We start from the raw sequence: 24058 nt of genomic DNA on the forward strand, positions 1-24058 counted from the left end.
TTTGCGCGGAGAAAACGCGTTAAAATGAAAGGCCGGAGCCATTCCCGACCCAGCTGGATCGGGAATGGCTCCGGCGAGGGCAGGCGCCGTCAGCCAGCCGGCAGGCAGGACGGGCCGAGCGGCTCGAAGCTCTTATAGGTCAGGATGAATTCCTGATGCCCGAGTTCCTCCGACTTGGTGCGCGCACCCTGGCCCAATGAGACCACGAGGTCGCGGATTTCCGTGCCGATCTGATCGAGCCCGGCGCGCCCCTCGAGAATGCGGCCGGCATCGACATCCATGTCGTCTTGCATGCGCCGATAGGTCTCGGGATTGGCGCAGATTTTCACGACGGGCGAAATCGCCGAGCCGACGACCGAGCCGCGCCCCGTCACGAACAGCACGCAATGCGCGCCGCAGGCGATCAGCTCCGCGATCTCGGCATTGTCGTTTATGTTGGGGAAGCCGAAGCGCACCTCGCCATCGGGCACGACATCGAGCAGATACAAGCCCCCGCGCGGCGGGATGTCGCCGGGCTTGAGCAGGCCGGAAATGGCTGATGCCCCCGATTTGGCATAGGCGCCCATCGATTTCTCCTCGATGGTCGAGAGCCCACCCTCGGCATTGCCGGCGGCAAAGGAGCCATAGCCCAGCGTGGCGTAATAGCGCGCCGCCTTGGCGACGGACTGCTCCAGAATCCGGCCGAGCTCGGGCGTGATCGCGCGCGCCGCCATGATGTGCTCGCAGCCGATCAATTCGCCGGTTTCTTCAAAAATGCAGGCAGCGCCCTCGGTGATGAGCTGATCGAAGGCGCGCCCCGCCGCCGGGTTTCCGGTGATGCCGGAAGTGCCGTCGGAGCCGCCGCAAACCGTGCCGATAATGAGCTCGGAGACCGCCATCGGCACGGTTTCCTGCCGGTCGAGCACGGCGCGCTGCGTCTCGACCCAGGCGCGCCCCTCCTTGATCGAGGCGCGGGTGCCGCCGGTGCCCTGGATGATGATCGTCTTCACCGGCCGGCCCGAGGCCGCGACGACGCGCTCGAGTGCATATTTGTTGAAGCTCTCGCAGCCGAGCGAGACCATCAGCACCGCCCCGACATTGGGGTGGGTGCAGAGCCGCTCCATCATCTTTTCGGCATAGGCATTGGGATAGCAGCCGGGAAAGCCGATGACGTGGACGTCGTTCTCGCGCCAGGGCAGGGCAATCTCACGGGCGACATGATGGGCGCATTCGACGAGATAGGCGACCGCGACGGTGTTGCGGATGCCCTTGCGCCCGTCTGAGCGCAGATAGCCGGCAAGCTCGGTCATGCGTTCATCCCCGTCTTGCGTTCGTCGTCCTTGCGTTCGTCTTGCTGGCGCTCGTCTTCGAGATGATAGGTCGGCGTGTAATCGCTCTTGATGTTCTGGACATGGACATGGCAACCCGCCGCGATCGCGACCGTGGCGACGCCGATCGGCGCGCCATATTTCAGGATCTTCTCGCCAGGCGCGATCGCCCATCGCGCGATCTTGTGGGCGAGCGGGATGTCGCGGTCGAGGGCTGCCTTGCCTGCGCCGGTCTCGATCGCCTCGCCTGCGGGCAGCCGCATCCGCGCGACGAAGACGTTGTCTCGCGGGTCGAGCAGGATCAGGCGCGGATCATGCGTGCTGATCGGACCTTGTGTGCTCATCAGAATTTGCGTGCTCATCAGAATTTGCCGAACTGCAGATAAGCGGCTTGCGGGTCGGTGCCGGCCAGGATCGCGGTGCGGACCTTGTTCTCGGTCGAGATCGCGGCTTCGGACTTGTCCAGAACCTCCTCGATCACCTCGATGGGAATCCGCACCACGCCGTCGCGGTCGCCGAGGATGTAGTCGCCCGGCCGGATCCAGACGGTGCCGATCTTGATCGGTTCGTCGATCGTCTTGGGCAGCCAGAAACCGACGATGTCGCGTGGTGTATAGGCCTTGAAATAGGCCTGGAAGCCCATCTCGATCATGAATTCGGTGTCGCGCGAGAGGCCGTCGATGACGCAGCCGCGCACGCCCTTGTTCTTCAGCGTCTCGGCCGAGAGCTCGCCCATCAGCGCAACCTCCTCGGTGTTGGGCTGGCAGACCCAGACATGGCCGGGCCTGGCGGCCGAGAGCAGGCCGGTCCAGCCGAGCAGGGTCTCATGCGCATCGAACTCGCCGGTCTTGCCTTCGACGGTGAAGGCGGGGCCCGCCAGCTTGGTTCCAGGCAGGAGCGGGCGCAGTTCCGGCGGCAGGGTGAAATCGGTCAGCCCCATGGCGCGCATCACGTCATGGATGATGCCGGTGTAGCAGCGCTCGAGCCGCAGGGTCAGGTCTTCGCTCATGGTTCCTCCGCGCTGGTCTCTGCATGCGACGAATGCGTCGCCCGGACCGGTTGGCGTCAGAGTGCGGGCAGGGCAGGGCCGCCGCAAGCGCGTTTTTCGCGCGGCGCGAATGCGTTTCAATCGGTTTAGGTCAGAATTAGTCGACGCGTTCCCAGCCCAAGGGAGACAGGCGTTCCTGGGGCAAGAAGCGGGCCTTGTAGGCCATCTTGGGCGAGCCCTCGACCCAATAGCCGAGATAGACATAGGGCAGGCCGAGCTTGCGGGCCCGCTCGATATGGTCGAGCACCATATAGGTGCCGAGCGAACGCGCCTCCAGATTGGGGTCGAACACCGAATAGACCATCGAGAGCCCGTCGCTCAGCGTGTCGGTCAGCGCCATCGCGAAGAGATCGCCCTGGCCGCGGCCGGTGAAGCCGCTATCGGGACCGCGCCGACGATATTCGATCAGCGATGTCTCGACATGGCTGTCCTCGACCATCATCGCGAAATCTAGCGCCGACATCGTCGCCATGCCGCCCTCGGGGTGGCGTTCGTCGAGATAGGAGCGGAACAGCGAATAATGCTCGGAGCGCGGCTGCGGCGGCAGCACCTGGCCGACCAGGTCGCTGTTGCGCGAGGCCACCTTGCGGAAGCCGCGCGATGGGCGGAAGTCGTCGACGCAGACCCGCACCGAGACGCAGGCCCGGCAGGTCTCGCAAGCCGGGCGATAGGCGATGCTTTGCGAGCGCCGGAAGCCGCCCTGGCTCAGCACGTCGTTGAGGTCGCGCGCACGCGCGCCCACGAGATGCGTGAACACTTTGCGCTCCTCGCGCCCCGGCAAATAGGGGCACGTGGTCGGCGACGTCAGGTAAAATTGCGGGGCATCCCGCAACGGGCGCGTCACGTCTCGAACCTTCGAACCTGCTGCTGCCTGCAAACTCTAGATCATGTTCCCGCTGTGTGGAAATGGGAACGTCGGGTGAACAGGGTTGGCTCGGTCGGGCTGTTTGGCCAGGTGCGGGGCATTTTCGCTCAAAGTTTGGGCGGCGGCTCGATTCGAGCCCGATGGGAGGTCGCGCGACTCGCGTCGCGGTTGCGTCTTGCCTGGCAGGGGGGCATTTTCGTGCCTGGCCCCATGCAGGCCGCCCTGACCGCGAGGTGATCGCGATGACAATCGAGAAAGTCTCGCTGACCGAGGAAAAAGAAACCCTCCTCATCACGCTCTACAGCAAGGCCGGAGAGAGCCTTCTGCCGGATTCCCTGTTGCAGGATCGCTTCGCAGCCGAGGCCGTCAGCAAGATCGATTATGACTTCGCGAAGCTGAAGATCGACCGCGATCTGATGATCGGCGTGGCGATGCGCGCTCATATCCTCGACGGCTGGACCCGCGATTTCATCGCGCGCCATCCCGACGCGACCGTGTTGCATCTCGGTTGCGGGCTGGACAGCCGGATCTTCCGGATCGATCCGCCGCCGGGCATCCGCTGGTTCGATGTCGATTATCCCGAAGTCGTCGCATTGCGCCGGCGCCTCTACCCGGAGCGCGAAGGCTACAGCCTGATCGGCGCCTCGGTGACGGACCCGGCCTGGCTCGGCGAGGTGCCGGCGGACCGCCCGGCACTGATCCTCGCCGAGGGACTTCTGCCTTATATCGCCGAGGAGGAGGTGCCGCGTCTGCTCCGCAGGCTGACCGAGCATGTCGCGAGCGGCGAACTCGCCTTCGACGGCTATAGCTGGCTTGGCCTCTGGTTCATCGGGAACCAGCCTTCGGTCAGGGCGACCGGCGCAACGCTGCATTGGGCGCTCGACGATCCGCGCGAGCTTCAGGCGCAGGTTCCGCGCCTGGAGCTGATGACCGTATTGATGGCTTATGATCCAGATGGCTACGATCCGCAGCAGCTCGCCAGGATGTCATGGCCGGCACGCCTGGCGGTGAGCGTCTTCACCGCGATCGCACCCCTGGCGAGACTAGGCCGGCTCCTGCGATACCGTTTCTGACGTTTGTCGTCTTGTAACGTTCGTCATCTCGGCTCGGAAACGCGCCGTCATCCGGGGCGAAGCACAGCTTCGTCCCGGGATCCATCATAGCGAGCTGCGCCCTACGATGGATCCCGGAGCTGCGCCGCTTGTGCGGCTTGTCCAGGATGACGCTTGGTTCCATGCTGAGACGGCATGGTGCCCACTTTGCTCGAAAATACGGTGAAGGCGCTCAGCCGCGCACGACGACCAGCCCCGTCAGCAGGTCATGCCCGAAGCGCCGGTCGGCGCGCACGAAGCCGCAGCCGATATCGAGCAGCCACAGCGCGACCGTTCCGGCCGCGACATAGAACAGCAGCGCATGCACCGCCGCGGCCACCCCATCGGGCCGCCCGCCATTGGCGGTCTCGACCTTGAGGCCTGCCATGCGCATGCCCCAGGTCGCCTGGCGCGGGCCGCCGATGGTCAGCGCGGCGTAGCCGAGCGCCGTTGCGACGGTCGCGATCGGGATCAGGAGCCAGGTCGCGCCGAAGGTGACGATGCCCAGGATCCCGAGCAGCACGATGATCAGCGAGCCCAAGAAGAACAGGATGATGATATCGCCGATCCAGGCGAAGAGCCGCGAGCTCAGCACGCCGCTGACGTCCTGGAACGGGCGCGGATCGATCGGCGTGATCGGGGATTGGCCGTAGCGCGGGTCGCTCATCGAAAGGGTCGTCCTGCTTCGGGCGCGGGGGGAAACTTAAAAAAAGCCGCGCCGTTCCCCACAATGTTTGATCAGCGTCCTGGTTCCGCAAGGCCACGCGGCAAAACCCGGTGCGGCGCGAAGCCATTGGCGCGCAGCATCGCTTCGATCGCCTGCGAATGCGCGGCTCCGCGCGTCTCCACCGTGACGTCGAGGCTCACGCCCTTGGCGGGAACGTCGAGGAAGAGCCGGCCATGGCTGACCTCCAGGATATTGGCGCCCTGATCGCCGAGCAGGCTCGCGACCTTGCCGAGCAGGCCCGGTCGGTCGCTGGTGGTGAGGCGGAAGGCGACGATGCGGTCCTCGCGCTCCAATTCGCGCACCATGATCGCCGCCAGCAGGCGGGTGTCGATATTGCCGCCGCAGAGCACGAGCCCGACCTTGCGGCCAGCATAACGCTGCGGCTCCTTCAGCATGGCGGCGAGGCCGGCCGCGCCCGCACCTTCGGCCAGCGTGTGCTGGAGGCAGGCATAGGCGTTGACGGCGCGCTCGATCAGATCCTCGCTGACCAGGACGATGTCGGAAACCAGGCTGGAGACGATCGGCAGCGTCTGCACGCCGACCGTCTTGACCGCGATGCCCTCGGCCAATGTCGCGCCGCCGATCGCCAGATCCTCGGCGTTCACGGCGTTGAAGAAGGAGGGGTAGAGCGCCGCTTCCACGCCGATCAGCTCGATCTCGGGCTTCAGCGCCTTGGCGGCCACGGCATTGCCCGCCATCAGCCCGCCGCCGCCGAGCGGAATGATCAGCACGTCGAGATCGGGGTCGTCGTCGAGCATCTCCTGGGCGATCGTGCCCTGGCCTGCCATCACCGCGGGGTCGTCATAGGGGTGGACGAAGACGAGGCCCTCGGCATTGGCCAGTTCGCGTGCCTTTTGCGCGGATTCGTAAAGCGTCTCGCCATAGAGCACGACGCGCGCGCCATGCGAGCGCGTGTTCTCGACCTTCACCAGGGGCGTCGTCTCGGGCATCACGATCGTCGCCGGGATGCCGAAGCGGCGGGCGTGATAGGCCACCGCCTGCGCATGGTTGCCGGCCGACATGGCGATGACGCCGCGCGCGGTCTCGTCTTCGTCGAGGCTGAGCAGCTTGTTGACCGCGCCGCGCTCCTTGAAGGAGGCCGTCGCCTGCATGTTCTCGTGCTTGACCAGGATGGTTGCGCCGGTGAGCTCGGAGAGGCGCGGCGCCGGCACCAGCGGCGTGCGCAGGACATGCCCTTCGATGCGCCTTGCCGCAGCCTCGATATCCTGCGGCGTGATCGCGAAGGGCTCGTTCGGCTTTGCCTGCAGGGTCATGCGTGTGCTCCGTTCAGACATGTCGTGGCGCCAGCGCGCCGTCGCCGAAAAAGCCGCCGGGACGCAGGATCAGAACCACGGCGAGCAGGGCGTAGACGGCGATGTCGCGTTGTTCGAGCGGCATGGTCGAGGACCAGATCACCTCGAAGATCGCGATGCAAATTCCGCCGAGCGCCGCGCCCGCGACGGAGCCGATGCCGCCGAGAATGGCGGCAACCAGCGCCTTCAGCCCCAGGGTGAACCCGCCGGCAAAACCCATGCCGCCATAGACCGCGGTCACGGTCACGCCGGCGATGCCGCAGGCGGCGCAGGCCAGGATCAGGGCCTTGTCGTGGACTGCGCGCGCGTCGACCCCGAACAGGGCAGCCGTGCGGGCGTCGTCCGAGACCGCCCGCCAGGCCCGGCCATAGGCCGAGAGCCTGATCAGCAGCACGAGGCCAAGCGCGGTTGCCAGGCCGATCAGGCCCAGCACGAGGCCGAGCGGCGTCATCGTGACGACGAAGCTGCCCGCTTTGGCCAGCGACCAGGGTTCGTTGAAGACCGGCGGCAGCCAGCGCAGTTCCGGCCCCTGCGCGAGCCGCAGATATTCCGACAGCGCAATGGCGAGGCCGATCGTGGCGATCAGCATCTGCTGGCCCGTGGCGCGTGCGAGCGGGCGCAGGATGAAGCGTCCCATGGCGAAGCCGTGAAAGGCGCAGACTGCGATCGCGACCGCAAATGCGATGGCGAGCCCGGAGGCCGGCGTCGACAATGACAGCGAGAGGATCAGTGCGACGCCGACCACGCTCGCCAATGCGCCCAGCGCCCCGAACTCGCCGAAGCTCAGGATAATGCGCCCGGTCAGCCCGTAGATCAGCGCATAGGCCGAAGCGAGGAGCGTGTAGATCGCGGCCGCGGGCAGGGCGCTCAGGCCCTGCTGCAGGCCATAGGCCAGAGCGGGTGCGATCTCTGGTAGATCCTCCTTGCGCGGCGCTCCGGGGTCGATCGGCGGCTCGGCGCGGTCCTCGAGATAGAAGCGCCGCAGCAGATAGAAGCTGGCGTCGCTCATCGGCCGGCCGTCGGAGGCGATGCCGATCAAGGCGCCGCGCCGGAGGCCCGCGCCTTCGCCGGCGAAGAGACAGTCGATGCTGCGGCGGCGCGCGGCGCCGCTCCCGATTTGAGCCCGGTAGAGGATGCGCAGGGCGTTGGGGCGCGGGCCCGCGGCGGTACCGTCGATCGCGATCTCCGTGCCAGTCGGGTTCAGCGGCGGGATCGCCTCGCGGCAGAGGCGCTGCTGGTCGGTGTCGAAGCTCTCGCTGCAGCCAGCGAGGGTCAGGACGAGCAGAATCGGCAGGAGGAAAGGGCGCATGTCGCGCCACGCTAGAGCAGGCCAGCCACTGGTGTCATCCCGGGCGCATTGCGGCGCGAAGTGCCGCGATGCAGATACGGGATCGTCGCCGGAACAGGGCACCTTCTCGCCACGCGGTCCCGCATCTGCGCAGCAGCACTGCGTGCCGCAGCGCGTGCGGGATGACACCCTGCGTCGGCTCAGCCGCCGGCCTTCAGGATCTCCGCCACCCGCGGCGCGAAATAGGTCAGCACCCCGTCGGCGCCCGCGCGCTTGAAGGCCGTCAGGCTCTCCAGCATCGCCTTGTCGCCATCGAGCCAGCCATTCAGGGAGGCTGCCATGATCATCGCGTACTCGCCCGACACCTGATAGGCGAAGGTCGGCACGCGGAAATGGTCCTTCACCCGCGCGATGATGTCGAGATAGGGCAGGCCCGGCTTGATCATCACCATGTCGGCGCCTTCTTCGAGATCGAGCGCGACCTCGGCGATCGCCTCGTCGGAATTGGCCGGGTCCATCTGATAGGTGCGCTTGTCGCCGATCAGCGTGGCGTTGGTGCCGATCGCGTCGCGGAACGGCCCATAATAGGCCGAGGCGTATTTTGCCGCATAGGACATGATCTGCACCTCCTCATGGCCGGAGGCGTCGAGCGCGGCGCGGATCGCGGCGACGCGTCCATCCATCATGTCGGAGGGCGCGATCACATCGGCGCCGGCATCGGCCAGGGCGAGCGCCTGCTGCGTCAGGATGTGGACGCTGGCGTCGTTCAGGATCCTCTCGCCTTCCATCACGCCGTCATGGCCATGGGAGGTGTAGGGGTCGAGCGCCGCATCGCAGATGATGCCGATCTGCGGCACCTCCGCCTTGATGGCGCGCACGGCGCGGCACATCAGATTGCGCGTGTTCAGCGCCTCGGTCGCGGTCGCGTCGCGCAGGCTCTTCTCGACGAAGGGGAAGGGCGCGATCGCGGGAATGCCGAGGCTTGCCGCGTGAGCGGCCTGGCGCACCGCCTCCTCGATGTTGAGCCGGTCGACACCCGGCATCCAGGCGATCGCGCTGCGCGCCTGCGACGAATCGATCAGGAACAGCGGCCAGATCAGGTCGTTGGTGGTCAGCACGGTTTCGCGCACCAGCCGGCGCGACCAATCCGCCTTGCGGTTGCGCCGCATGCGCCGCGTCAAGCCAAGCGAGTCGGCCCTTTGCGCGGACGCCTCGTCCTGCCGCGCCTGCGGGGCGGGAAACGGCTGCACAACCCGGAATGCCATGGAACTTCTCTCCGCCCCGCCGAGCGCGGGATGTTCTATTTGATCCGACTTTAGCACATCGGAACGGTTCCAAAACAGGGTGGTGGTCGCAAGGCCAGGATGCGCCGGGCGCGGCTGCGCGTTGACAAGTCCGCCCGGCGCAGCCCAGAACCGCCGCGAACGCGCAAGGGATGACTGCCGCATGTCGCAGGACGCCGAGATCATCTGCGAGGTGCGCGGCGCGGCCGGCGTCGTCGTCCTCAATCGCCCCAAGGCGCTGAACGCGCTGAGCCTCGGCATGGTGCGCAAGCTCGCTCGTGCGCTCGCTGCCTGGGAGCGCGATCCGCAGGTGACGCGCGTCGTGGTGACCAGCGTCAGCGAGAAGGCTTTCTCCGCCGGCGGTGACATCAGGCATCTGCACGACCTCGGCCGTGAAGGACGCCATGCCGAGATGCTGACCTTCTGGCGCGAGGAGTACATCCTCAACGCCCGCATCAAGAGCTATCCGAAGCCCTATGTCTCCCTGATCGACGGCATCGTCATGGGCGGCGGTGTCGGCATCTCGCTGCATGGCAGCCACCGCATCGCCGGGGAACGCTATCTCTTCGCCATGCCGGAGGTCGGCATCGGCTTCTTCCCCGATGTCGGGGCGACCTATGCGCTGCCGCGGCTGCCGGGTGCGAGCGGCATCTATCTGGCGCTGACGGGGGATCGCGTCGGCGCGGCCGATGCGCTGGCGCTCGGCCTCGCCACCCACGCCGTGCCGAGCGCAGGGATGGCCGAACTGGCGGATGCGCTGACGAAGCCCGGCGCGCTCGATGAGATCCTCGCCGGCTTCGCCTCCGATCCGGGGCCGGCCAAGCTCGCGGCTGACCGGGCGATCATCGCCGACTGCTTCGGCGCCCCGGATCTCGCCGCGATCCGCGCGAAGCTGACTGCCGCCGCCGCGGGCGGCAGCGCCTTCGCCGCCAAGGTCCAGCAGACGCTCGCCACCAAATCGCCGACCAGCATCGCGCTCGCCTTCGAGCAGATGCGGCGCGGGACCGCTCTCGATTTCGCCCAGGCGATGCAGACCGAGTTCCGCATCGTCTCGCGGATCGTGCGCGGCCATGACTTCTATGAAGGCGTGCGCGCGGTCGTGGTCGACAAGGACCATGCGCCGGTCTGGGAGCCGGCTTCGCTGGAGGCGGTCTCGCCGTCTGCGATCGAGGCCTATTTCGCGCCGCTCGGCGCGGACGAACTTGAGCTGGAATCCTGAGGATGGGCTTGGGCGGCGATGGCGAGCCAATGCTCGGCGCGCAAGCGACGTCGGTGGCGGGCGTGCGCGCCCGGGCTACGCGCTGGCGGCTCGTGCTCGTCTGGCTCCTGCGCCTGCTCTCGGTAGCCTGGATGGCCAAGGGGTTGCTCGCCTGGGCCGTGATCTTCGGCGTGGGCATCGAGGAGATGCCGTTCGAGGCGAGGCTGCTCAGCTTCCAGGCGATCATCGTCTATTTCGCGGTGATCGATCTCGTTGCCGCCGTCGGCCTCTGGCTGACCAGCACATGGGGCGGCGTGCTCTGGCTGTTGGCGGCGATCAGCCAGCTCCTGCTCGGCTTCTTCTTCCCGCGGCTATTGCCGATGACGACGCCGATGATCAGCACCTATGTCGCGCTGGTCCTGGCCTATTTCCTGGCGACCTGGCTCGCCGAGAACGAGAATTCCTGAGCGGGTTGAAACGATCGACTCCGTCGAGTCATGGTAACAAACGCTTTAGCTTAAGCCTTTCTAGCTTCACTTTGGATTCACCGAAACGGCTAAATCTCTGATTCATCCTGATATTTAAACTCGTTTTCATTCGTGCCGCCTATGGTGTTCTTCAGAAGCGGACCGGGAGAAAAATCTCGGCCGATAGACAACAGGCGAGATATACCATGAAAGCGAGCGTAAAGACTGCGGCTGTTGCCACGGCCGGCGATGTTGATCTCAAGGTGAAGCCTCTCTACCTTGAGTCCCTCACCCTAGTGGAGCGGCTGCACCGCCGCCTGCTCGACGTCATCAAGGATGAATTCGAGCGCCGCAACCGTGATGACGTCAACAGCGTCCAGGCACTGCTGCTCTACAATATCGGCGATGCCGAGCTGAGCGCCAGCGAACTCAGGACTCGCGGCTATTATCTCGGCTCGAACGTCTCCTACAACGTCAAGAAGTTGGTCGAGCTGGGCTATCTGCACCATGCCCGCTCGCGGATCGACCGGCGGTCGGTTCGGATCAGCCTCACCGAGAAGGGCACGGAAGTGCACAATCTCGTGAAGGGCGTCTACGACAAGCATGTTCAGACGGTGGAGCAGATCGGTGGCATCGCCTCGGACGACTTCGAGCGCATGAACAACGCACTGCTCCGGTTGGAGCGCTTCTGGACCGACCAGATCCGCTACAAGCTCTGAAGAAAACGCGGCAACCGGCCCTTAAGCGGGCCGTTTTCCGCCTGAGCGCCTCGATATCGCTCCGGCCTCGACCGTGCCGGAGCCGCCCCAGCGCAGGCAGATCTGTTGCGCCAGGGACACGGCGCCCGATCCTCTTCGCCGAATACTGGTCATGCACGTCACTGAATGTAGCCATGCCCTAAAAATGCCTCGCTCATCACAAGACGTTAACCGTGGTAAGAGAGCGTAGTTCATAGAACCGGCGCTCGCCAATGGCGGGCGGCTTCTGTGCTGCGCTTGCGCTTCTGTCCAGCGCTGGTCCGGGCCGTGATGAGGATGAGGGATACGATGTCGAATTTGAGCCTGACCCGCCGCGAGACCGTGCTCGCGTTGCTTTCGGGCGCTGCGACGACCGCAGCCTTGCCAGCCTTCGCCCAGCAGGCGGAATGGCGTCAGAACTATGATTCCGGGGCACGCAACGCCGTCGCCCGCTCCCATACCCCGATGCTCTCGCCGGAATCGCTGCAGGCGACTGAAGCTGCGATCGTCGCCTATCGCGAACTCGCTTCCCGCGGCGGCTGGCCGATGCTCCAGCTCACCGACAAGATGAGCGTCGGCTCGAGCGGTCCTGGCGTCGTCGCATTGCGGCAGCGCCTGGTGGTCACTGGCGATCTCAACGCCAATGCCGGCACCAGCAACGTCTATGATTCCTATGTCGAGGCCGGCGTACGCAACTTCCAGGCTCGGGTCGGGCTTTCCACTACCGGCGCCATCACCCGCGCCACGGTGGCCGCACTCAACGTGCCGATCGAGCGGCGCATCCGCCAGCTCGAGACCAATGTGGTCCGGCTGCGCACCTGGTCGGGCAATCTCGGCAACCGCTATGTCGTGGCCAATATCCCGGCCGCGCTGGTCGAGACGGTCGAGAACGGCGTCGTCGCGACCCGCCACGCCGCCGGCGTCGGCAAGATCGACCGGCAGTCGCCGCTGCTCCAGACCAAGATCCCCGAGATCAACTTCAACCCGACCTGGACCGTGCCTGCTTCGATCATCCGCAAGGATCTGATCCCGAAGATGCGCAAGGAGCCTGGCTATCTGACCGAGAGCAAGATCCGCATCATCGGCCCCAATGGCGAGATCCCGCCCGAGCGCGTCAATTGGAACTCCGACGAGGCGACGCGCTACACCTTCCGGCAGGACCCCGGCGGCGACTTCAATTCGCTCGGCGTCGTCCGCATCAACATTCCAAGCCCCTATGGCGTCTATATGCATGACACGCCGGCGAAGGGCATCTTCGGCGACGATTTCCGCTTCGTCTCGTCCGGCTGCATGCGCGTCCAGAACGTGCGCGACTATGTCGGCTGGCTGCTCAAGGACACTCCCGGCTGGGATCGCGCCAAGATCGACCAGGTGATCCAGTCCGGCGAGCGCATCAATGCGCGGATCAGCAATCCGGTGCCATGCTACTGGGTCTATGTCACCGCCTGGGCGACGCCCGATGGCGGCGTGCAGTTCCGCGACGACATCTACAACAAGGACGGCCTCGGACCTGCCCCGGTGGCGCAGCTTCACGGCGACCAGGACATCTGAGGCAGGATATCTGAGGTCACCGCGCCTGAGAGATCGCCTTTCCTGATCTGAAAAGCCCCGGACCGAACAGTCCGGGGCTTTTTCGTTTGTCGGGGCCGTGGGCTTGCGAGGGCGTGCTGCCTTGGCTCGGAAACACCCCCGTCATTCCGGGGCGATCCGCAGGATCGAGCCTGGAACCCAGAACCGACGCGGCTGCCTGAGAAGGCACGGGGCAGCCGCGTCGGTTCTGGGTTCCGGGCTCACGCCTTCGGCGGCCCCGGAATGACGGCAGAGAATAGCGCCGTCAGTCATCGCTGACGGCCGTCAACATTAAGTGCTGGTACCGCGCCCTGCGAGCTTGAGCACGAAGGCTCCCGCCAGCGCCGAGATGACCGAGCCGAGCAGCACGCCGATCTTGGTGGCGTCGCCGAGTTCGGGATTGCCGGGGAAGGCCAGCGCCCCGATGAACAGGCTCATGGTGAAGCCGATGCCGCAGAGCAGGGCGACGCCGTAGAGCTGCACGAAATTTGCCTTGGCCGGCAGCGCACCGAGCCCGGCTTTCACGGCCGCCCAGGCGAAGCCGAAGACGCCGATCTGCTTGCCGAGGAACAGGCCGAGAGCGATGCCCAGCGGCACTGGCGCCAGCGCGCTCGCCGGCGTCATCCCCGTGAAAGAGACGCCGGCATTGGCGAAACCGAAGATCGGCACGATCAGATAGGACACCCAAGGGTGCAGGCCGTGCTCGAGCATGTGCAGCGGCGAATGCTCGGGCTCGTCGCTGTCGGAGCCGTCGCCGATCGGGATGGTGAGCGCCAGGGCGACGCCGGCCAGCGTGGCGTGGATGCCCGACTTCAGCACGAAGAACCAGAGCAGGGCGCCAATAGTGAGATAGACCGGCAGGCGCGTCACGTTCAGGCGATTGAGGACGATGAGCCCGGCAATGCACAAAGCCGCCAGCCCCAGCATCGGCAGCGACAGGTCGCTGGTATAGAACAGCGCGATGATCGCGACCGCGCCGAGATCGTCGAGGATCGCCAGCGCCGTCAGGAAGACTTTGAGCGAGACCGGCACGCGCGGGCCGAGCAAGGCCAGCACGCCGAGCGCAAAGGCGATGTCGGTCGCGGCGGGAATGGCCCAGCCGCGCATCGCGACCGCATCGCCGCGCGTCAAAGCGAGATAGATCAGCGCCGGGACGACCATGCCGCCCAGCGCCGCGATGCCGGGCAGGGCCCTGCGCGACCAGGAGGAGAGCTGCCCCTCCAGGAATTCGCGCTTGATCTCCAGCCCGACGAGCAGGAAGAACACGGCCATCAGCGCGTCATTGACCCAGTGCAGCACGCTCAGGCCCCCGACATAGGTGGAGAGCGCGCCGAAATAAGCCGGCGCGGCCGGGGAGTTCGCGATGACGAGGGCAAGCGCCGCCACCACCATCAGCAGGACACCGCCTGCCGCTTCGCTCGCGAGAAAGGCGCTCAGCGGGGAGCGCCGGGCGGGCGCGGAAGAGCTGTGGGCTGTATCCGGGGTCACTGTCGGCGGGGCTCCTAGGCTCGGGTCACCTCCCTTCTGAAGGGTGCACGCGCTGATGTCACCCCGCAGCGCGCTTAGGAGAGTCCCTCTGCCGCGGCAGAGAGCCACGGCAGGGAACTCGCCGCGCGCCGCCCGATCTTCGACTGCGCTCAGCGCGAGACCGGCATCTGCGGCGATGTGACAGCCGACCGCAGGCGCAGCCAGCTTAGCCCTCCTGCCGCTGCCGCCGTGATCGCCATTGCCAGGAGGAGCGAAGCGGCGCCGTGGAACAGTCCGTCAAAACCGTAGCGCGCGATCAGCGGCGTGCTCAGGAGCGGCGAGCAGAACTGGCCGATGAAGACGGAGGCGGTCAGCAGCCCGCCTGCCAGCCCTCTGCGCCGGATCGGCGCGAGACCCAGCGCCAGCGCGATGAAGCAGGGCGAGACCAGAGCGTAGCCTGCGCCGATCGCCGCGGTTGCCGCGAAGGAGGAGGCTGTCAGGGTGAAGGGTAGCAGCATGAAGCCCAGCGCCATCGCGGCGTAGCCCATGGCAAAAATGCCGACATGGCCGATCGCGCGCTGGATCCGCGGGTAGAGCAGCGCAAAACTGCCGCCCGACAGCATCAGGACGGCCAGCGCCGCGCCGGTCATGGCCGCGCTGTTATAGCCTCGCTCCTCCAGGAAGAACGACAATTGGGTCGGCATGACGAAGAAGATCATGTTGGTCAGCGCCTGCAAGAGAACCAGTAAGGCGAGGCGCGTGCGCCAGGGCGGATGTCCTGGGGCGCTGTCCGCCGGTTTGGCGTCGATGGATTGCGCTGATCGGGGCGGGTCGACGATCGCGATCCACATCAGCGGCAGGAAGGCGGCGGCGAGGCCATAGATGGCGAAAGGCAGGCGCGGCGAGAGCGTCGCGACCCAGCCCGCAAGCGAGATGAAGAGCAGGCCGCCGAAATTGCGCGCCGAAATCTGCAGGCCGGTCAGCGCATTGCGGTCCTTTCCCGTGAAATAGTCCCCGACCAGCGCGGTTTGCGCCGTCATGATCAGGGCGACCGCGACGCCGAGCACGAGGCGGCTGGCGAAGATCGTCGGGAGATCCGGCAGGACGAGACCGGCGCATCCGGCGATCACGAACAGGATCGTGCCGGAGAGCAGCATCGCGCGCCGTCCGAACCGGTCGGCCACCAGCCCGGCGAGCGGCGCGCAGAGGGCGACGCTGAGCGCCGGCGCCGGCACCAGCAGCCGCGTCAGCATCGCGGCGTTCGGATCGCCCGAGAACAGCCGCTCGAGCCCGGGCAGGGCCGGGCTGATCGTGGCATTGGCCATCGTGGTGAGCGATGCCGCCATCAGCAGCGCAATGGTGCGCCGGTCCCGCCATATCGGGTTCGACGGCGTGGCTCGACAATCCTGCATGGTTTTTTCCTCTTGCTGAAATCCTGCGTTCGGGAGAGCCTACAAGTTCAAGTCAACTTGAGGTCAAGCATGCCGATTCTGGATATCGGGGAAGTGGCCCAACGCTCGGGCGTGCCGGCCTCGACGCTGCGCTATTACGAGGAGATCGGCCTGATCGGTTCGCTCGGACGGCGCGGGTTGCGCCGGCAATTCGATGCCGACGTGCTCCTCAGGTTGTCGCTCATCAGCCTAGGCAAGGCGGCGGGCTTCTCGCTGGTCGAGATCGCGGGCCTGTTCGGACAGGACGGCCGGCCCGATCTCCCCCGGGCCCGGTTTCATGCCAAGGCAGACGAATTGCAGCGCCAGATCGTCGATCTCAGCGCCCTGCGTGACATGCTGCGCCATATCGCCGATTGCCCCGCGCCGACGCATCTGGAATGCCCGACCTTCCGCGGGCTCCTGAAGTCGGCCTCGCGGGGGACGCTGGTCCACCACCCTTCCCTTGGGGAGCCGGGGAAAGGGCTGAAGCCGTCGCGGCGGCGCTGACATCCCGGCGGGCAGCGATTGGCCATCCTTTTAGCCGCACCATCTATCGCTTGGACAGATTTCCACCCCATGATACGGGACGCGGCAACGGGACCGGGCCGTGAGCGGCCACCTTTTTCAGCAGGAGCCGGATATGACCGAAGCCGCGAGCGACAAGCATCTCTCGAACTCCTTCTTCGCTGCCTCGCTTGCTGATAGCGACCCCGAGATCGCCCGCGCCATCGAGCTCGAGCTCGGTCGCCAGCGTGACGAGATCGAGCTGATCGCCTCGGAGAACATCGTCTCGCGCGCCGTGCTGGAGGCGCAGGGCTCGGTGATGACCAACAAATACGCCGAGGGCTATGTCGGCCGGCGCTATTATGGCGGTTGCCAGTTCGTCGACATCGCCGAGAAGCTCGCGATCGAGCGCGCCTGCCGGCTGTTCGATTGCCAGTTCGCCAATGTCCAGCCCAACTCCGGCAGCCAGGCCAACCAGGCCGTGTTCATGGCGCTGCTGCAGCCCGGCGACACCTTCATGGGCCTCGACCTCGCCGCCGGTGGCCATCTCACTCACGGCGCGCCTGTCAACCAGTCCGGAAAATGGTTCAAGGTCGTGCCCTATGGCGTCTGCGTCGTCGACCAGACGATCGACTACGATGCGATGGAGCGCCTCGCCGTCGAGAACAAGCCGAAGCTGATCGTCGCCGGCGGCTCGGCCTATGCCCGGCACTGGGATTTTGCCCGCTTCCGCGAGATCGCCGACAAGGTCGGCGCCTATTTCATGGTCGACATCGCCCATTTCGCCGGGCTGGTCGCGGGTGGCGCGCATCCTTCGCCATTCCCGCACGCCCATGTCGTCACCACCACCACGCACAAGACCCTGCGCGGCCCGCGCGGCGGCATGGTGCTGACCAATGACGAGGCGATCGCCAAGAAGATCAACTCGGCCGTCTTCCCCGGCATCCAGGGCGGGCCCTTGATGCATGTCATCGCCGCCAAGGCGGTCTCCTTCCAGGAGGCGCTGCAGCCCGAGTTCAAGATCTACGCTCGCGCCGTGGTCGAGAACGCCAAGGCGCTGGCCGAAACCTTGAAGACCAAGGGCTTCGACCTCGTCACCGGCGGCACCGACAACCATCTGATGCTGGTCGATCTGCGCTCCAAGAAGGTCACCGGCAAGGCGGCCGAGGCCGCTCTCGGCCGCGCCCACATCACCTGCAACAAGAACGGCATTCCCTTCGACCCGGAGAAGCCGATGGTGACCTCGGGCATTCGCCTGGGCACGCCGGCCGCAACCTCGCGCGGCTTCGGCGTCGCCGAGTTCAAGAAGGTCGGCGAACTGATCGCAGAGGTGCTGGATGGCCTGGCGATCAATGGTGAGGCCGGCAACGGTGCGGTCGAAGAGGCCGTCAAGGCCAAGGCGCACGAGCTGACCGCGCGCTTCCCGATCTATTGAAAGGGCCGCCTCGTCGTCACTAGATCATGGTATGATCCGAAGGATTAGGAGCCGGGCACAACCATGACGACGATCACGATCGAGGAGTTGCGCAAGCTTGCCGCCGCCGGAGCCGTGTCCCTTCCGTCCCAGAACGCCGCGGACACGGCCGGTGGCGCTGTGGTGAATTCTGACCGCGCTGCCCGCGTCGCGGAGCTGTTGAAGACCGTCCGCGACTTGACCAAGGACCGTTCGCCTGAAGAGACCGCGGCGCTTGAGCGTTGGCTGGAAGAACGCGACGCGTGAAGCCTCCTTCGCCCGTTCTGATCGTCGATGCGAATATCATCTTGAGCTGTGCGCTTGGTCTGCGTGGCGGGGATGTCCTGAATTTCGTCGGCTCGCGGCGCCTGCTGACGATGTCGCAGTATGGCGTGAAAGAAGTCGAGAACTGGTCGCATGATCGTGACTTCGCTGGCACCGGCTGGCCGTCATGGTCGAGTGCCAACCTGCGGGCCGCACTGGTGCGCGAAACCATCAAGCCCATCTGAAAGCACGCCATGCGCTGTCCCTATTGCGGCTCTCTCGACACGCAGGTGAAGGACTCCCGTCCAACCGACGATCACGCCTCGATCCGTCGTCGTCGCGTCTGCCCTGATTGCGGCGGGCGCTTCACCACCTTCGAGCGCGTGCAATTGCGCGAACTCGTCGTGGTCAAGCGCTCGGGCCGGCGCACCGCCTTCGACCGCGACAAATTGCAGACCTCGATCGAGGTCGCGCTGCGCAAGCGCCCGGTCGCGCCGGAGCGGATCGAGCGCATGGTCAACGGCATCGTGCGCCAGCTCGAAAGCTCCGGCGAGGGCGAGATCCCGAGCTCGACCGTCGGCGAATTGGTGATGGAAGGGCTGAAATCGCTCGACGACGTCGCCTATGTCCGCTTCGCCTCGGTCTACCGCAATTTCCGCGAAGCCCGCGATTTCGAGGAGATCCTGGGCCAGCTCAGCGCCGATGACGAGGACGGCGCGAGTGCGCCGCCGCCTGCCCGCAACGATGACTGAGCAGGCTGCGATCGACCGCGCCTTCATGCGTCAGGCGCTGGATTTCGGCGCGCGCGGGCAGGGCACGACATCAACCAATCCTTGCGTCGGCGCCATCGTCACGCAGGACACCGCGGATGGTCCCGTGATCGTGGCCCGCGGCCACACCCAACCTGGCGGCCGGCCGCATGGCGAGGCGAACGCCTTCGACCGCGCCGGGCCGAACGCCGCGGCGGGCGGCACGCTCTATGTCACGCTCGAGCCCTGTTCACACCGCACCATCCGCGCCGCGACACCTTGCGTCGAGCGCTCGATCCTGGCCGGCGTGAAGCGCGTCGTGGCGGCCATGGCCGATCCCAATCCACGGTTTCGCGGGCTCGGTTTCGCATTGCTGCGGACGGCTGGCATCAGCGTCACCACGGGCGTGCTGGAGGCCAAGGCTCAACGGATCCATCGCGGCTATGTCCTGCGGGTGACGCAAGGGCGCCCCATGGTGACGTTCAAGGTCGCTCGTACCAGGGACGGCTATGCCGGCGGGGCGGCGGGCACGCGCATCGCCGTATCCTGCCCTGCGGCGTCGGCCTGGGTCCATCTCCAGCGGGCGCATTACGATGCGATCATGCTCGGCATCGGTTCGGTGCTCGTCGATGATCCGCTGCTGACCGTGCGCCTGCCCGGCATGGCGGGTCGCTCACCGATCAGGATCGTGCTGGATTCGCAGCTTCGGCTGCCGCTGTCGTCCCAGCTCGTCGCCACAGTGGGCGAGGTGCCGGTCTGGGTCGTGGCGACCGAGGCTGCTCCCATCGAGCGTGAACGGGCGCTGGTCGCGGCCGGCGTCGAGGTCATGCGCGTCTCGGCCGGTGCGGACGGCCATCTCGATCTGACGGAGATGCTCCAATTGCTGGGAGCGCGCGGCATCAACCGCGTCTTTTCCGAGGGTGGGCCCACCATCGGCGAGAAACTCGCCCTTGCCGGTTTCGCCGATGAGGTCATTGTCTCGACATCTCCGAAAGTGCTGGGCCACCCCGGCATCGTTGCCGTGCGTCCGGGCCTTGCGGCGATGCTGGCGAACCCCGATCTCTACCGACTTGCCGATAGCGGCCTGATCGGCCACGACCATTTCGAGAATTTTGTGAGGACCGCCTGATGTTCACCGGCATCGTCACCGCCATCGGCACCGTCGTGGAAGCTGAGGCCAAGGGGCCCAGCCTGAAGCGGCTTGCCATCGCCAGCCCCTATGACGCTGCCGGCATCGAGATCGGTGCTTCGATCGCCTGCGCCGGCGTCTGCCTGACGGTCACGGGCCTGCGGCCGCGCAGCGATGGCGAGCCCGGCTGCATCTTCCAGGTCGAGGCGGCGGCGGAGACACTCTCCAAGACACTGGTCGGCGACTGGGCGCCCGGCACGCGGGTCAATCTCGAGCGCTCGCTCAAGGTCGGCGACGAGCTCGGCGGCCATCTCGTCACCGGCCATGTCGATGGCGTCGCCACGATCCTGAAGATCGATCCGATCGAGGCCAATCCCGACGAACAATGGGGCGCGACGGCGCGTTTCCATATCCGCGCGCCGCAAGGGCTCGCTCCCTTCATCGCGACCAAGGGCTCGATCTGCCTCGACGGCACCTCGCTCACGGTCAACAGCGTCGAGGACGATGTCTTCACCGTGCTGCTGATTCCGCACTCCTTCAGCGTCACCACCTGGGGGCAGCGCAAGGCGGGCGATCCGATCCATCTCGAGGTCGATCTGATGGCGCGCTACGCTGCGCGGCTTGCAGAGGCGCGCCCGCAGGGCTAAGAGCCGGTCTCAACACAGCCCTCATCCTGAGGAGCCGCGCAGCGGCGTCTCGAAGGATGCTCCAGAGCGTACTGGACCATCCTTCGAGACGCCATTTCTGACGAAACGGCTCCTCAGGATGAGGGCTGCGAGTGCTTTGGGCTTTTCGCGCCAGGCGCTCTTCGCCTTCAAGAGGATAAACAACCATGGCCGGACCCCGGCAAATCTCGGCCGACAAGGCCGCAACTCCTGCCGTCTCGCTGGACGGCGCCCGCGTGCTCGTGATCGAGGCGCGTTTCTACGAGAAGCTCGCCAACGAATTGCTCGAAGGCGCCCTTGCCGTGCTCGACAAGGCCGATTGCCGTGTCGACGTCGTCACCGTGCCGGGCGCGCTCGAAATTCCGTCCGCCATCATCATCGGCCTGCGCGCTGCTGATGAGGCTGTCGACCCCTATGAGGCGGTCGTGGCGCTGGGCACCGTCATTCGCGGCGAGACCGGCCATTACGACATCGTCGCCGGCGAAAGCTCGCGCGCCCTGATGGACATCTCCGTGGCCTTCGCTCTGCCGCTGGGCAACGGCATCCTGACCGTCGAGAACGAGGCGCAGGCCTGGGCGCGCGCCAACCGCTCCGAGATGGACAAGGGCGGCGGTGCGGCTGAAGCGGCGCTCGCGGTGCTGCGCTACAAGCGCTCCCTGGCGGAGCAATCCAAATGAGCCGGGCCGAGATGCGACGAGGCGCGCGGCTTTCCGTCGTGCAGGCGCTCTACGAGATGGAGATCGGCGGGCGCGGCGTGATCGAGGCCATGGCCGAGTTCGAGGCCTTCTGGATCGGCAAGGAGGTCGAGGAGATCGAACTGCCCAAGGCCGAGCTGGCTTTCTTCCGCGACCTGCTCGGCGGCGTGGTCCGCGAGCAGCGCCTGGTCGATCGCTCGGTCGACGAGGTGCTCGCCTCCGGCTGGCCGCTGAAGCGCGTCGAGGCGGTGGTGCGCGCCGTGCTGCGCGCCGGCGCCTATGAGCTCGCCTTCCGCAAGGATGTGCCGGCGCGTGCGGTGATCTCGGAATATGTCGCGGTCGCGCGCGCCTTCTATGAGGGCGAGGAGATCGGCATGATCAACGCCGTGCTCGACAAGATGGCCCGCGACTTCCGCGCCGACGAGTTCGATCAGCCGGCGGCGTGATCTCGCACTGACGGGTAGGGTCGTAGGATGCAGTCGCGAGGACGGCCTTGAGCGATACAACCAGACCCGGCGAATTCGAGTTGATCGCCCGTTATTTCGCGCCCATCGCGGGAGCAGGCGGGCTCGGCCTCGTCGATGATGCCGGCTTGCTCAAGCCGGCGCGCGGCTATGAGACGGTGGTGACGACCGACGCGCTGGTCGCCGGCGAGCATTTCTTCGCCGATGATCCCGCGGCCTCGATCGCGCGCAAGGCGCTCGCGGTGAACCTCTCCGACCTCGCAGCCAAGGGCGCCAAGCCCGAAGGCTTCGTGCTGAGCCTGGCTTTGCCGCATGGCTGGACCGAAGCCTGGCTCGCGGACTTCGCGCAGGGGCTCGCACGGATCGCGGGAGAGGGGGCTTGCCCGCTCATCGGCGGCGACACGGTCTCGACGCCTGGACCCTTGATCCTCTCGATCACCGCCTTCGGCAGCGTTCCGGCCGGCCGGATGGTGCCGCGCTCGGGCGCCAAGCCTGGGGACGTCATCCTGGTCTCCGGCACGATCGGTGACGGGGCGCTCGGGCTTCAGGCGCATGGGCCGGGCAAGCTAGCTTGGGTCGCCCGGCTCAGCGAGGAGCATCGCCATTTCCTCGCCGACCGCTATCTGCATCCGCAACCGCGGCTGGCATTGGCCACTGCGCTGCAGGTCCATGCTTCGGCGGCGATGGATGTGTCCGATGGGCTTGTCGGCGACCTTGCCAAGCTGCTCAAGGCCTCGAAAGCAGGCGCCGAGATCGATCTCGACATGGTCCCGCTCTCGGCTGCGGCCCGCGCCGCGATCATGGCCGATCCCGCTCTGGCGGAACTGGCGTGGACGGGCGGGGACGATTACGAAATTCTCTGCACGGCATCTGAAAGAGAATATCTTTCCCTGATCGTTGCGGCGGAGGCTGCGGGCGTCGCGCTCGTCGCGATCGGCCGGGTGACGGACGAAGGCGCGGTGAACTATCGCGAAAAGGGCAGGGCGCGAAGCTTCGCGCAGGGCTCCTTCGCTCATTTTTAAAAAGGCGGCCGTTGCAAGCGCTGCCATGGCTAGGGCGGCGCATCAATGAACCAGCACGTTCCCCTCAGTGACGGCGACGCCCTCGCCAAGCGCAACACCCTGGTGCTGGCTTTTGCGCAGGCGCTCGGCGGCGCCAATCCGGCGATCGTGATCTCGCTGGGCGGCATCGTCGGGGCAAGCCTCGTCGCCGACAAGACCTTCGCCACCGTGCCGGTCAGCCTGCTGCAGCTCGGCATCGCCACCGGCGTCATTCCAGCCGCCATCCTGATGCGCCGGCTCGGCCGGCGCGGCGGCTACCTCATCGGCACGCTGATCGGTGCGGCGGGCGGAAGCCTTGCAGCTGCGGGGGCGACCGAACGCCTGTTCTGGCTGTTCTGCCTCGGCACCTTCACCTGCGGTCTCTACGGCTCCTTCGTCCAGAGCTACCGCTTCGCCGCCGCCGATACGGCGAGCGAGAGCTTCAAGCCGCGCGCCATCTCCTGGGTGATGGTCGGCGGCATTGCGGCGGGCGTCATCGGCCCGCAATCGGTCTATTGGACGCGCGATCTGACACCATCAGCGCCTTTCGCTGCAAGTTTCCTGGCGCAAGGCTGTCTGGCGCTGATCGCCATGCTGGTGGTGATGCGGCTGCGCGCGCCGCCGGTCGCCGCCGCCGCCAAGACCGGTGGCCGCCCGCTTGGTGAGATCATGCGCCAGCCGCGCTTCATCGCCTCGGTCACCGCTGCGCTTGTCGCCTACGGCCTGATGAGCTTCGTCATGACTGCGGCGCCGCTCGCCATGGTCGCCTGCGGCCACTCGGTCGGCGATGCCGCGCTCGGCATCCAATGGCATGTGCTCTCGATGTTCGGGCCGAGCTTCTTCACCGGCAGGCTGATAGCCCGTTTCGGCAAGGAAAAGATCACGGCGATCGGGCTCCTGCTGACGGCGCTGGCCGCGATCGTCGGCCTGACCGGCCTGAGCGTCGCGCATTTCTGGGGCGCGCTGGTCCTGCTTGGCCTTGGCTGGAATTTCGGCTTCATCGGCGCGACCGCATTGGTCACCGACTGCTACCGGCCGGAGGAACGGGTGAAGGTTCAGGCGGCGAATGACTTCCTGGTCTTCGGCTCGGTCGCGATTGCCTCGTTCTCGTCGGGCGGCCTGCTCAACGCCGGTGGCTGGGACAGCGTCAACTGGCTCGTCTTCCCGCCGGTCGCGGTTGCGCTGGTGCTGGTCGCCTGGCAGGGCTTGTCGCGGCGGGCCGTGCCGGCCTGAGCCTTGCGGTGCTGAATCTTGCCCGCTTGAGTCTTGCCGGCGAGAATCTTGCCGCGACGCGACGGTTGTCGA

The 24058-nt window shown here is 66.4% G+C and carries 26 protein-coding genes; 16 read left to right on the plus strand and 10 right to left on the minus strand.

The annotated features are described in order from the left end of the window. Positions 1–89: 89 nt before the first annotated feature. The 4 genes from BHK69_RS16810 to BHK69_RS16825 all read right to left on the minus strand — a co-directional run bounded on the left by BHK69_RS16810 (position 90) and on the right by BHK69_RS16825 (position 3199). Positions 90–1289: a UxaA family hydrolase gene (locus BHK69_RS16810; protein WP_069691099.1), complete on the minus strand. Its 1200-nt coding sequence runs from the start codon at positions 1287–1289 to the stop codon at positions 90–92. Then, complete coding sequence (locus tag BHK69_RS16815) at positions 1286–1669, minus strand: UxaA family hydrolase (RefSeq protein WP_069691100.1); 384 nt, start codon at positions 1667–1669, stop codon at positions 1286–1288. Before BHK69_RS16815 ends, BHK69_RS16810 begins: the two co-directional genes overlap by 4 nt. After that, positions 1669–2316, minus strand: a complete 648-nt coding sequence (locus BHK69_RS16820) for an RraA family protein (RefSeq protein ID WP_069691101.1) — start codon at positions 2314–2316, stop codon at positions 1669–1671. Before BHK69_RS16820 ends, BHK69_RS16815 begins: the two co-directional genes overlap by 1 nt. 136 nt (positions 2317–2452) lie before the next feature. Next, the gene (locus tag BHK69_RS16825) at positions 2453–3199 is read right to left on the minus strand and encodes an arginyltransferase (RefSeq protein WP_069691102.1); all 747 of its coding nucleotides are present in this window, start codon (positions 3197–3199) and stop codon (positions 2453–2455) included. 263 nt (positions 3200–3462) lie between these two features. Between BHK69_RS16825 and BHK69_RS16835 the strand changes: the two genes are divergently transcribed. Then, positions 3463–4293: a class I SAM-dependent methyltransferase gene (locus BHK69_RS16835; RefSeq protein ID WP_069693731.1), complete on the plus strand. Its 831-nt coding sequence runs from the start codon at positions 3463–3465 to the stop codon at positions 4291–4293. Positions 4294–4504: 211 nt separating this feature from the next. Here BHK69_RS16835 and BHK69_RS16840 read toward each other — a convergent pair whose 3' ends face one another. From BHK69_RS16840 to hemB, 4 genes are all read right to left on the minus strand, one after another. Beyond that, positions 4505–4978, minus strand: coding sequence for an RDD family protein (locus tag BHK69_RS16840; RefSeq protein ID WP_069691104.1), 474 nt, complete (start codon positions 4976–4978; stop codon positions 4505–4507). A 71-nt stretch (positions 4979–5049) separates the two neighbouring features. Further along, complete coding sequence (locus tag BHK69_RS16845; RefSeq protein WP_069691105.1) at positions 5050–6312, minus strand: threonine ammonia-lyase; 1263 nt, start codon at positions 6310–6312, stop codon at positions 5050–5052. 13 nt (positions 6313–6325) lie between these two features. Next, a complete protein-coding gene (locus BHK69_RS16850; protein WP_069691106.1) occupies positions 6326–7660 on the minus strand; it encodes a branched-chain amino acid ABC transporter permease in 1335 nt (444 codons plus the stop codon). Between the two features lie 179 nt (positions 7661–7839). Continuing rightward, positions 7840–8904, minus strand: coding sequence for a porphobilinogen synthase (gene hemB / locus BHK69_RS16855; RefSeq protein ID WP_069691107.1), 1065 nt, complete (start codon positions 8902–8904; stop codon positions 7840–7842). 181 nt (positions 8905–9085) lie between these two features. Between hemB and BHK69_RS16860 the strand changes: the two genes are divergently transcribed. The 4 genes from BHK69_RS16860 (at position 9086) to BHK69_RS16875 (ending at position 12875) form a co-directional block, all read left to right on the plus strand. Continuing rightward, on the plus strand, positions 9086–10141 hold the full coding sequence (locus BHK69_RS16860) for an enoyl-CoA hydratase/isomerase family protein (RefSeq protein ID WP_069691108.1): 1056 nt from the start codon (positions 9086–9088) through the stop codon (positions 10139–10141). Positions 10142–10143: 2 nt separating this feature from the next. Beyond that, complete coding sequence (locus BHK69_RS16865; protein WP_069691109.1) at positions 10144–10587, plus strand: DUF6163 family protein; 444 nt, start codon at positions 10144–10146, stop codon at positions 10585–10587. A 206-nt stretch (positions 10588–10793) separates the two neighbouring features. Then, entirely contained in the window at positions 10794–11306 is a 513-nt protein-coding gene (gene ldtR, locus BHK69_RS16870) for a transcriptional regulator LdtR (RefSeq protein WP_069691110.1), read from the plus strand. Between the two features lie 327 nt (positions 11307–11633). Continuing rightward, positions 11634–12875: a L,D-transpeptidase family protein gene (locus BHK69_RS16875; protein WP_083269495.1), complete on the plus strand. Its 1242-nt coding sequence runs from the start codon at positions 11634–11636 to the stop codon at positions 12873–12875. A gap of 309 nt (positions 12876–13184) precedes the next feature. Here the strand turns inward: BHK69_RS16875 and nhaA are convergent, their stop codons facing one another. Together nhaA and BHK69_RS16885 are read right to left on the minus strand one after the other, a co-directional pair. After that, the gene (gene nhaA / locus BHK69_RS16880) at positions 13185–14381 is read right to left on the minus strand and encodes a Na+/H+ antiporter NhaA (RefSeq protein ID WP_069691111.1); all 1197 of its coding nucleotides are present in this window, start codon (positions 14379–14381) and stop codon (positions 13185–13187) included. Positions 14382–14530: 149 nt separating this feature from the next. After that, positions 14531–15772 (minus strand): MFS transporter, encoded by a 1242-nt coding sequence (locus BHK69_RS16885; RefSeq protein WP_069691112.1) that lies wholly within the window; start codon positions 15770–15772, stop codon positions 14531–14533. 69 nt (positions 15773–15841) lie between these two features. On the opposite strand from BHK69_RS16885, the gene BHK69_RS16890 reads away from it, so the two are divergent. From BHK69_RS16890 to BHK69_RS16940, 11 genes are all read left to right on the plus strand, one after another. Continuing rightward, entirely contained in the window at positions 15842–16297 is a 456-nt protein-coding gene (locus tag BHK69_RS16890; protein WP_083269496.1) for a helix-turn-helix domain-containing protein, read from the plus strand. A gap of 133 nt (positions 16298–16430) precedes the next feature. Then, positions 16431–17729: a serine hydroxymethyltransferase gene (gene glyA, locus BHK69_RS16895; RefSeq protein WP_069691113.1), complete on the plus strand. Its 1299-nt coding sequence runs from the start codon at positions 16431–16433 to the stop codon at positions 17727–17729. 63 nt (positions 17730–17792) lie between these two features. Next, entirely contained in the window at positions 17793–18014 is a 222-nt protein-coding gene (locus tag BHK69_RS16900; RefSeq protein WP_069691114.1) for a hypothetical protein, read from the plus strand. Next, positions 18011–18256 carry a hypothetical protein gene (locus BHK69_RS16905; protein WP_069691115.1) on the plus strand — a complete coding sequence of 82 codons (246 nt, stop codon included), beginning with the start codon at positions 18011–18013 and terminating at the stop codon, positions 18254–18256. The genes BHK69_RS16900 and BHK69_RS16905 overlap by 4 nt, the downstream gene beginning before the upstream one ends. Before the next feature lie 9 nt (positions 18257–18265). Next, positions 18266–18763: a transcriptional regulator NrdR gene (gene nrdR, locus BHK69_RS16910; RefSeq protein ID WP_069691116.1), complete on the plus strand. Its 498-nt coding sequence runs from the start codon at positions 18266–18268 to the stop codon at positions 18761–18763. Continuing rightward, positions 18732–19889: a bifunctional diaminohydroxyphosphoribosylaminopyrimidine deaminase/5-amino-6-(5-phosphoribosylamino)uracil reductase RibD gene (ribD, locus tag BHK69_RS16915; protein ID WP_244548225.1), complete on the plus strand. Its 1158-nt coding sequence runs from the start codon at positions 18732–18734 to the stop codon at positions 19887–19889. The genes nrdR and ribD overlap by 32 nt, the downstream gene beginning before the upstream one ends. Then, a complete protein-coding gene (locus tag BHK69_RS16920; RefSeq protein WP_069691118.1) occupies positions 19889–20536 on the plus strand; it encodes a riboflavin synthase in 648 nt (215 codons plus the stop codon). Before ribD ends, BHK69_RS16920 begins: the two co-directional genes overlap by 1 nt. 185 nt (positions 20537–20721) lie before the next feature. Next, positions 20722–21231, plus strand: a complete 510-nt coding sequence (ribH, locus tag BHK69_RS16925) for a 6,7-dimethyl-8-ribityllumazine synthase (RefSeq protein ID WP_069691119.1) — start codon at positions 20722–20724, stop codon at positions 21229–21231. After that, a complete protein-coding gene (gene nusB / locus BHK69_RS16930) occupies positions 21228–21695 on the plus strand; it encodes a transcription antitermination factor NusB (protein ID WP_069691120.1) in 468 nt (155 codons plus the stop codon). Before ribH ends, nusB begins: the two co-directional genes overlap by 4 nt. A gap of 47 nt (positions 21696–21742) precedes the next feature. After that, positions 21743–22735 (plus strand): thiamine-phosphate kinase, encoded by a 993-nt coding sequence (thiL, locus tag BHK69_RS16935; RefSeq protein ID WP_069691121.1) that lies wholly within the window; start codon positions 21743–21745, stop codon positions 22733–22735. Between the two features lie 45 nt (positions 22736–22780). Further along, positions 22781–23986: an MFS transporter gene (locus BHK69_RS16940; protein WP_069691122.1), complete on the plus strand. Its 1206-nt coding sequence runs from the start codon at positions 22781–22783 to the stop codon at positions 23984–23986. Positions 23987–24058 lie beyond the last annotated feature (72 nt).

It is taken from the genome of Bosea vaviloviae (genome assembly GCF_001741865.1).
Taxonomy (GTDB): domain Bacteria; phylum Pseudomonadota; class Alphaproteobacteria; order Rhizobiales; family Beijerinckiaceae; genus Allobosea; species Allobosea vaviloviae.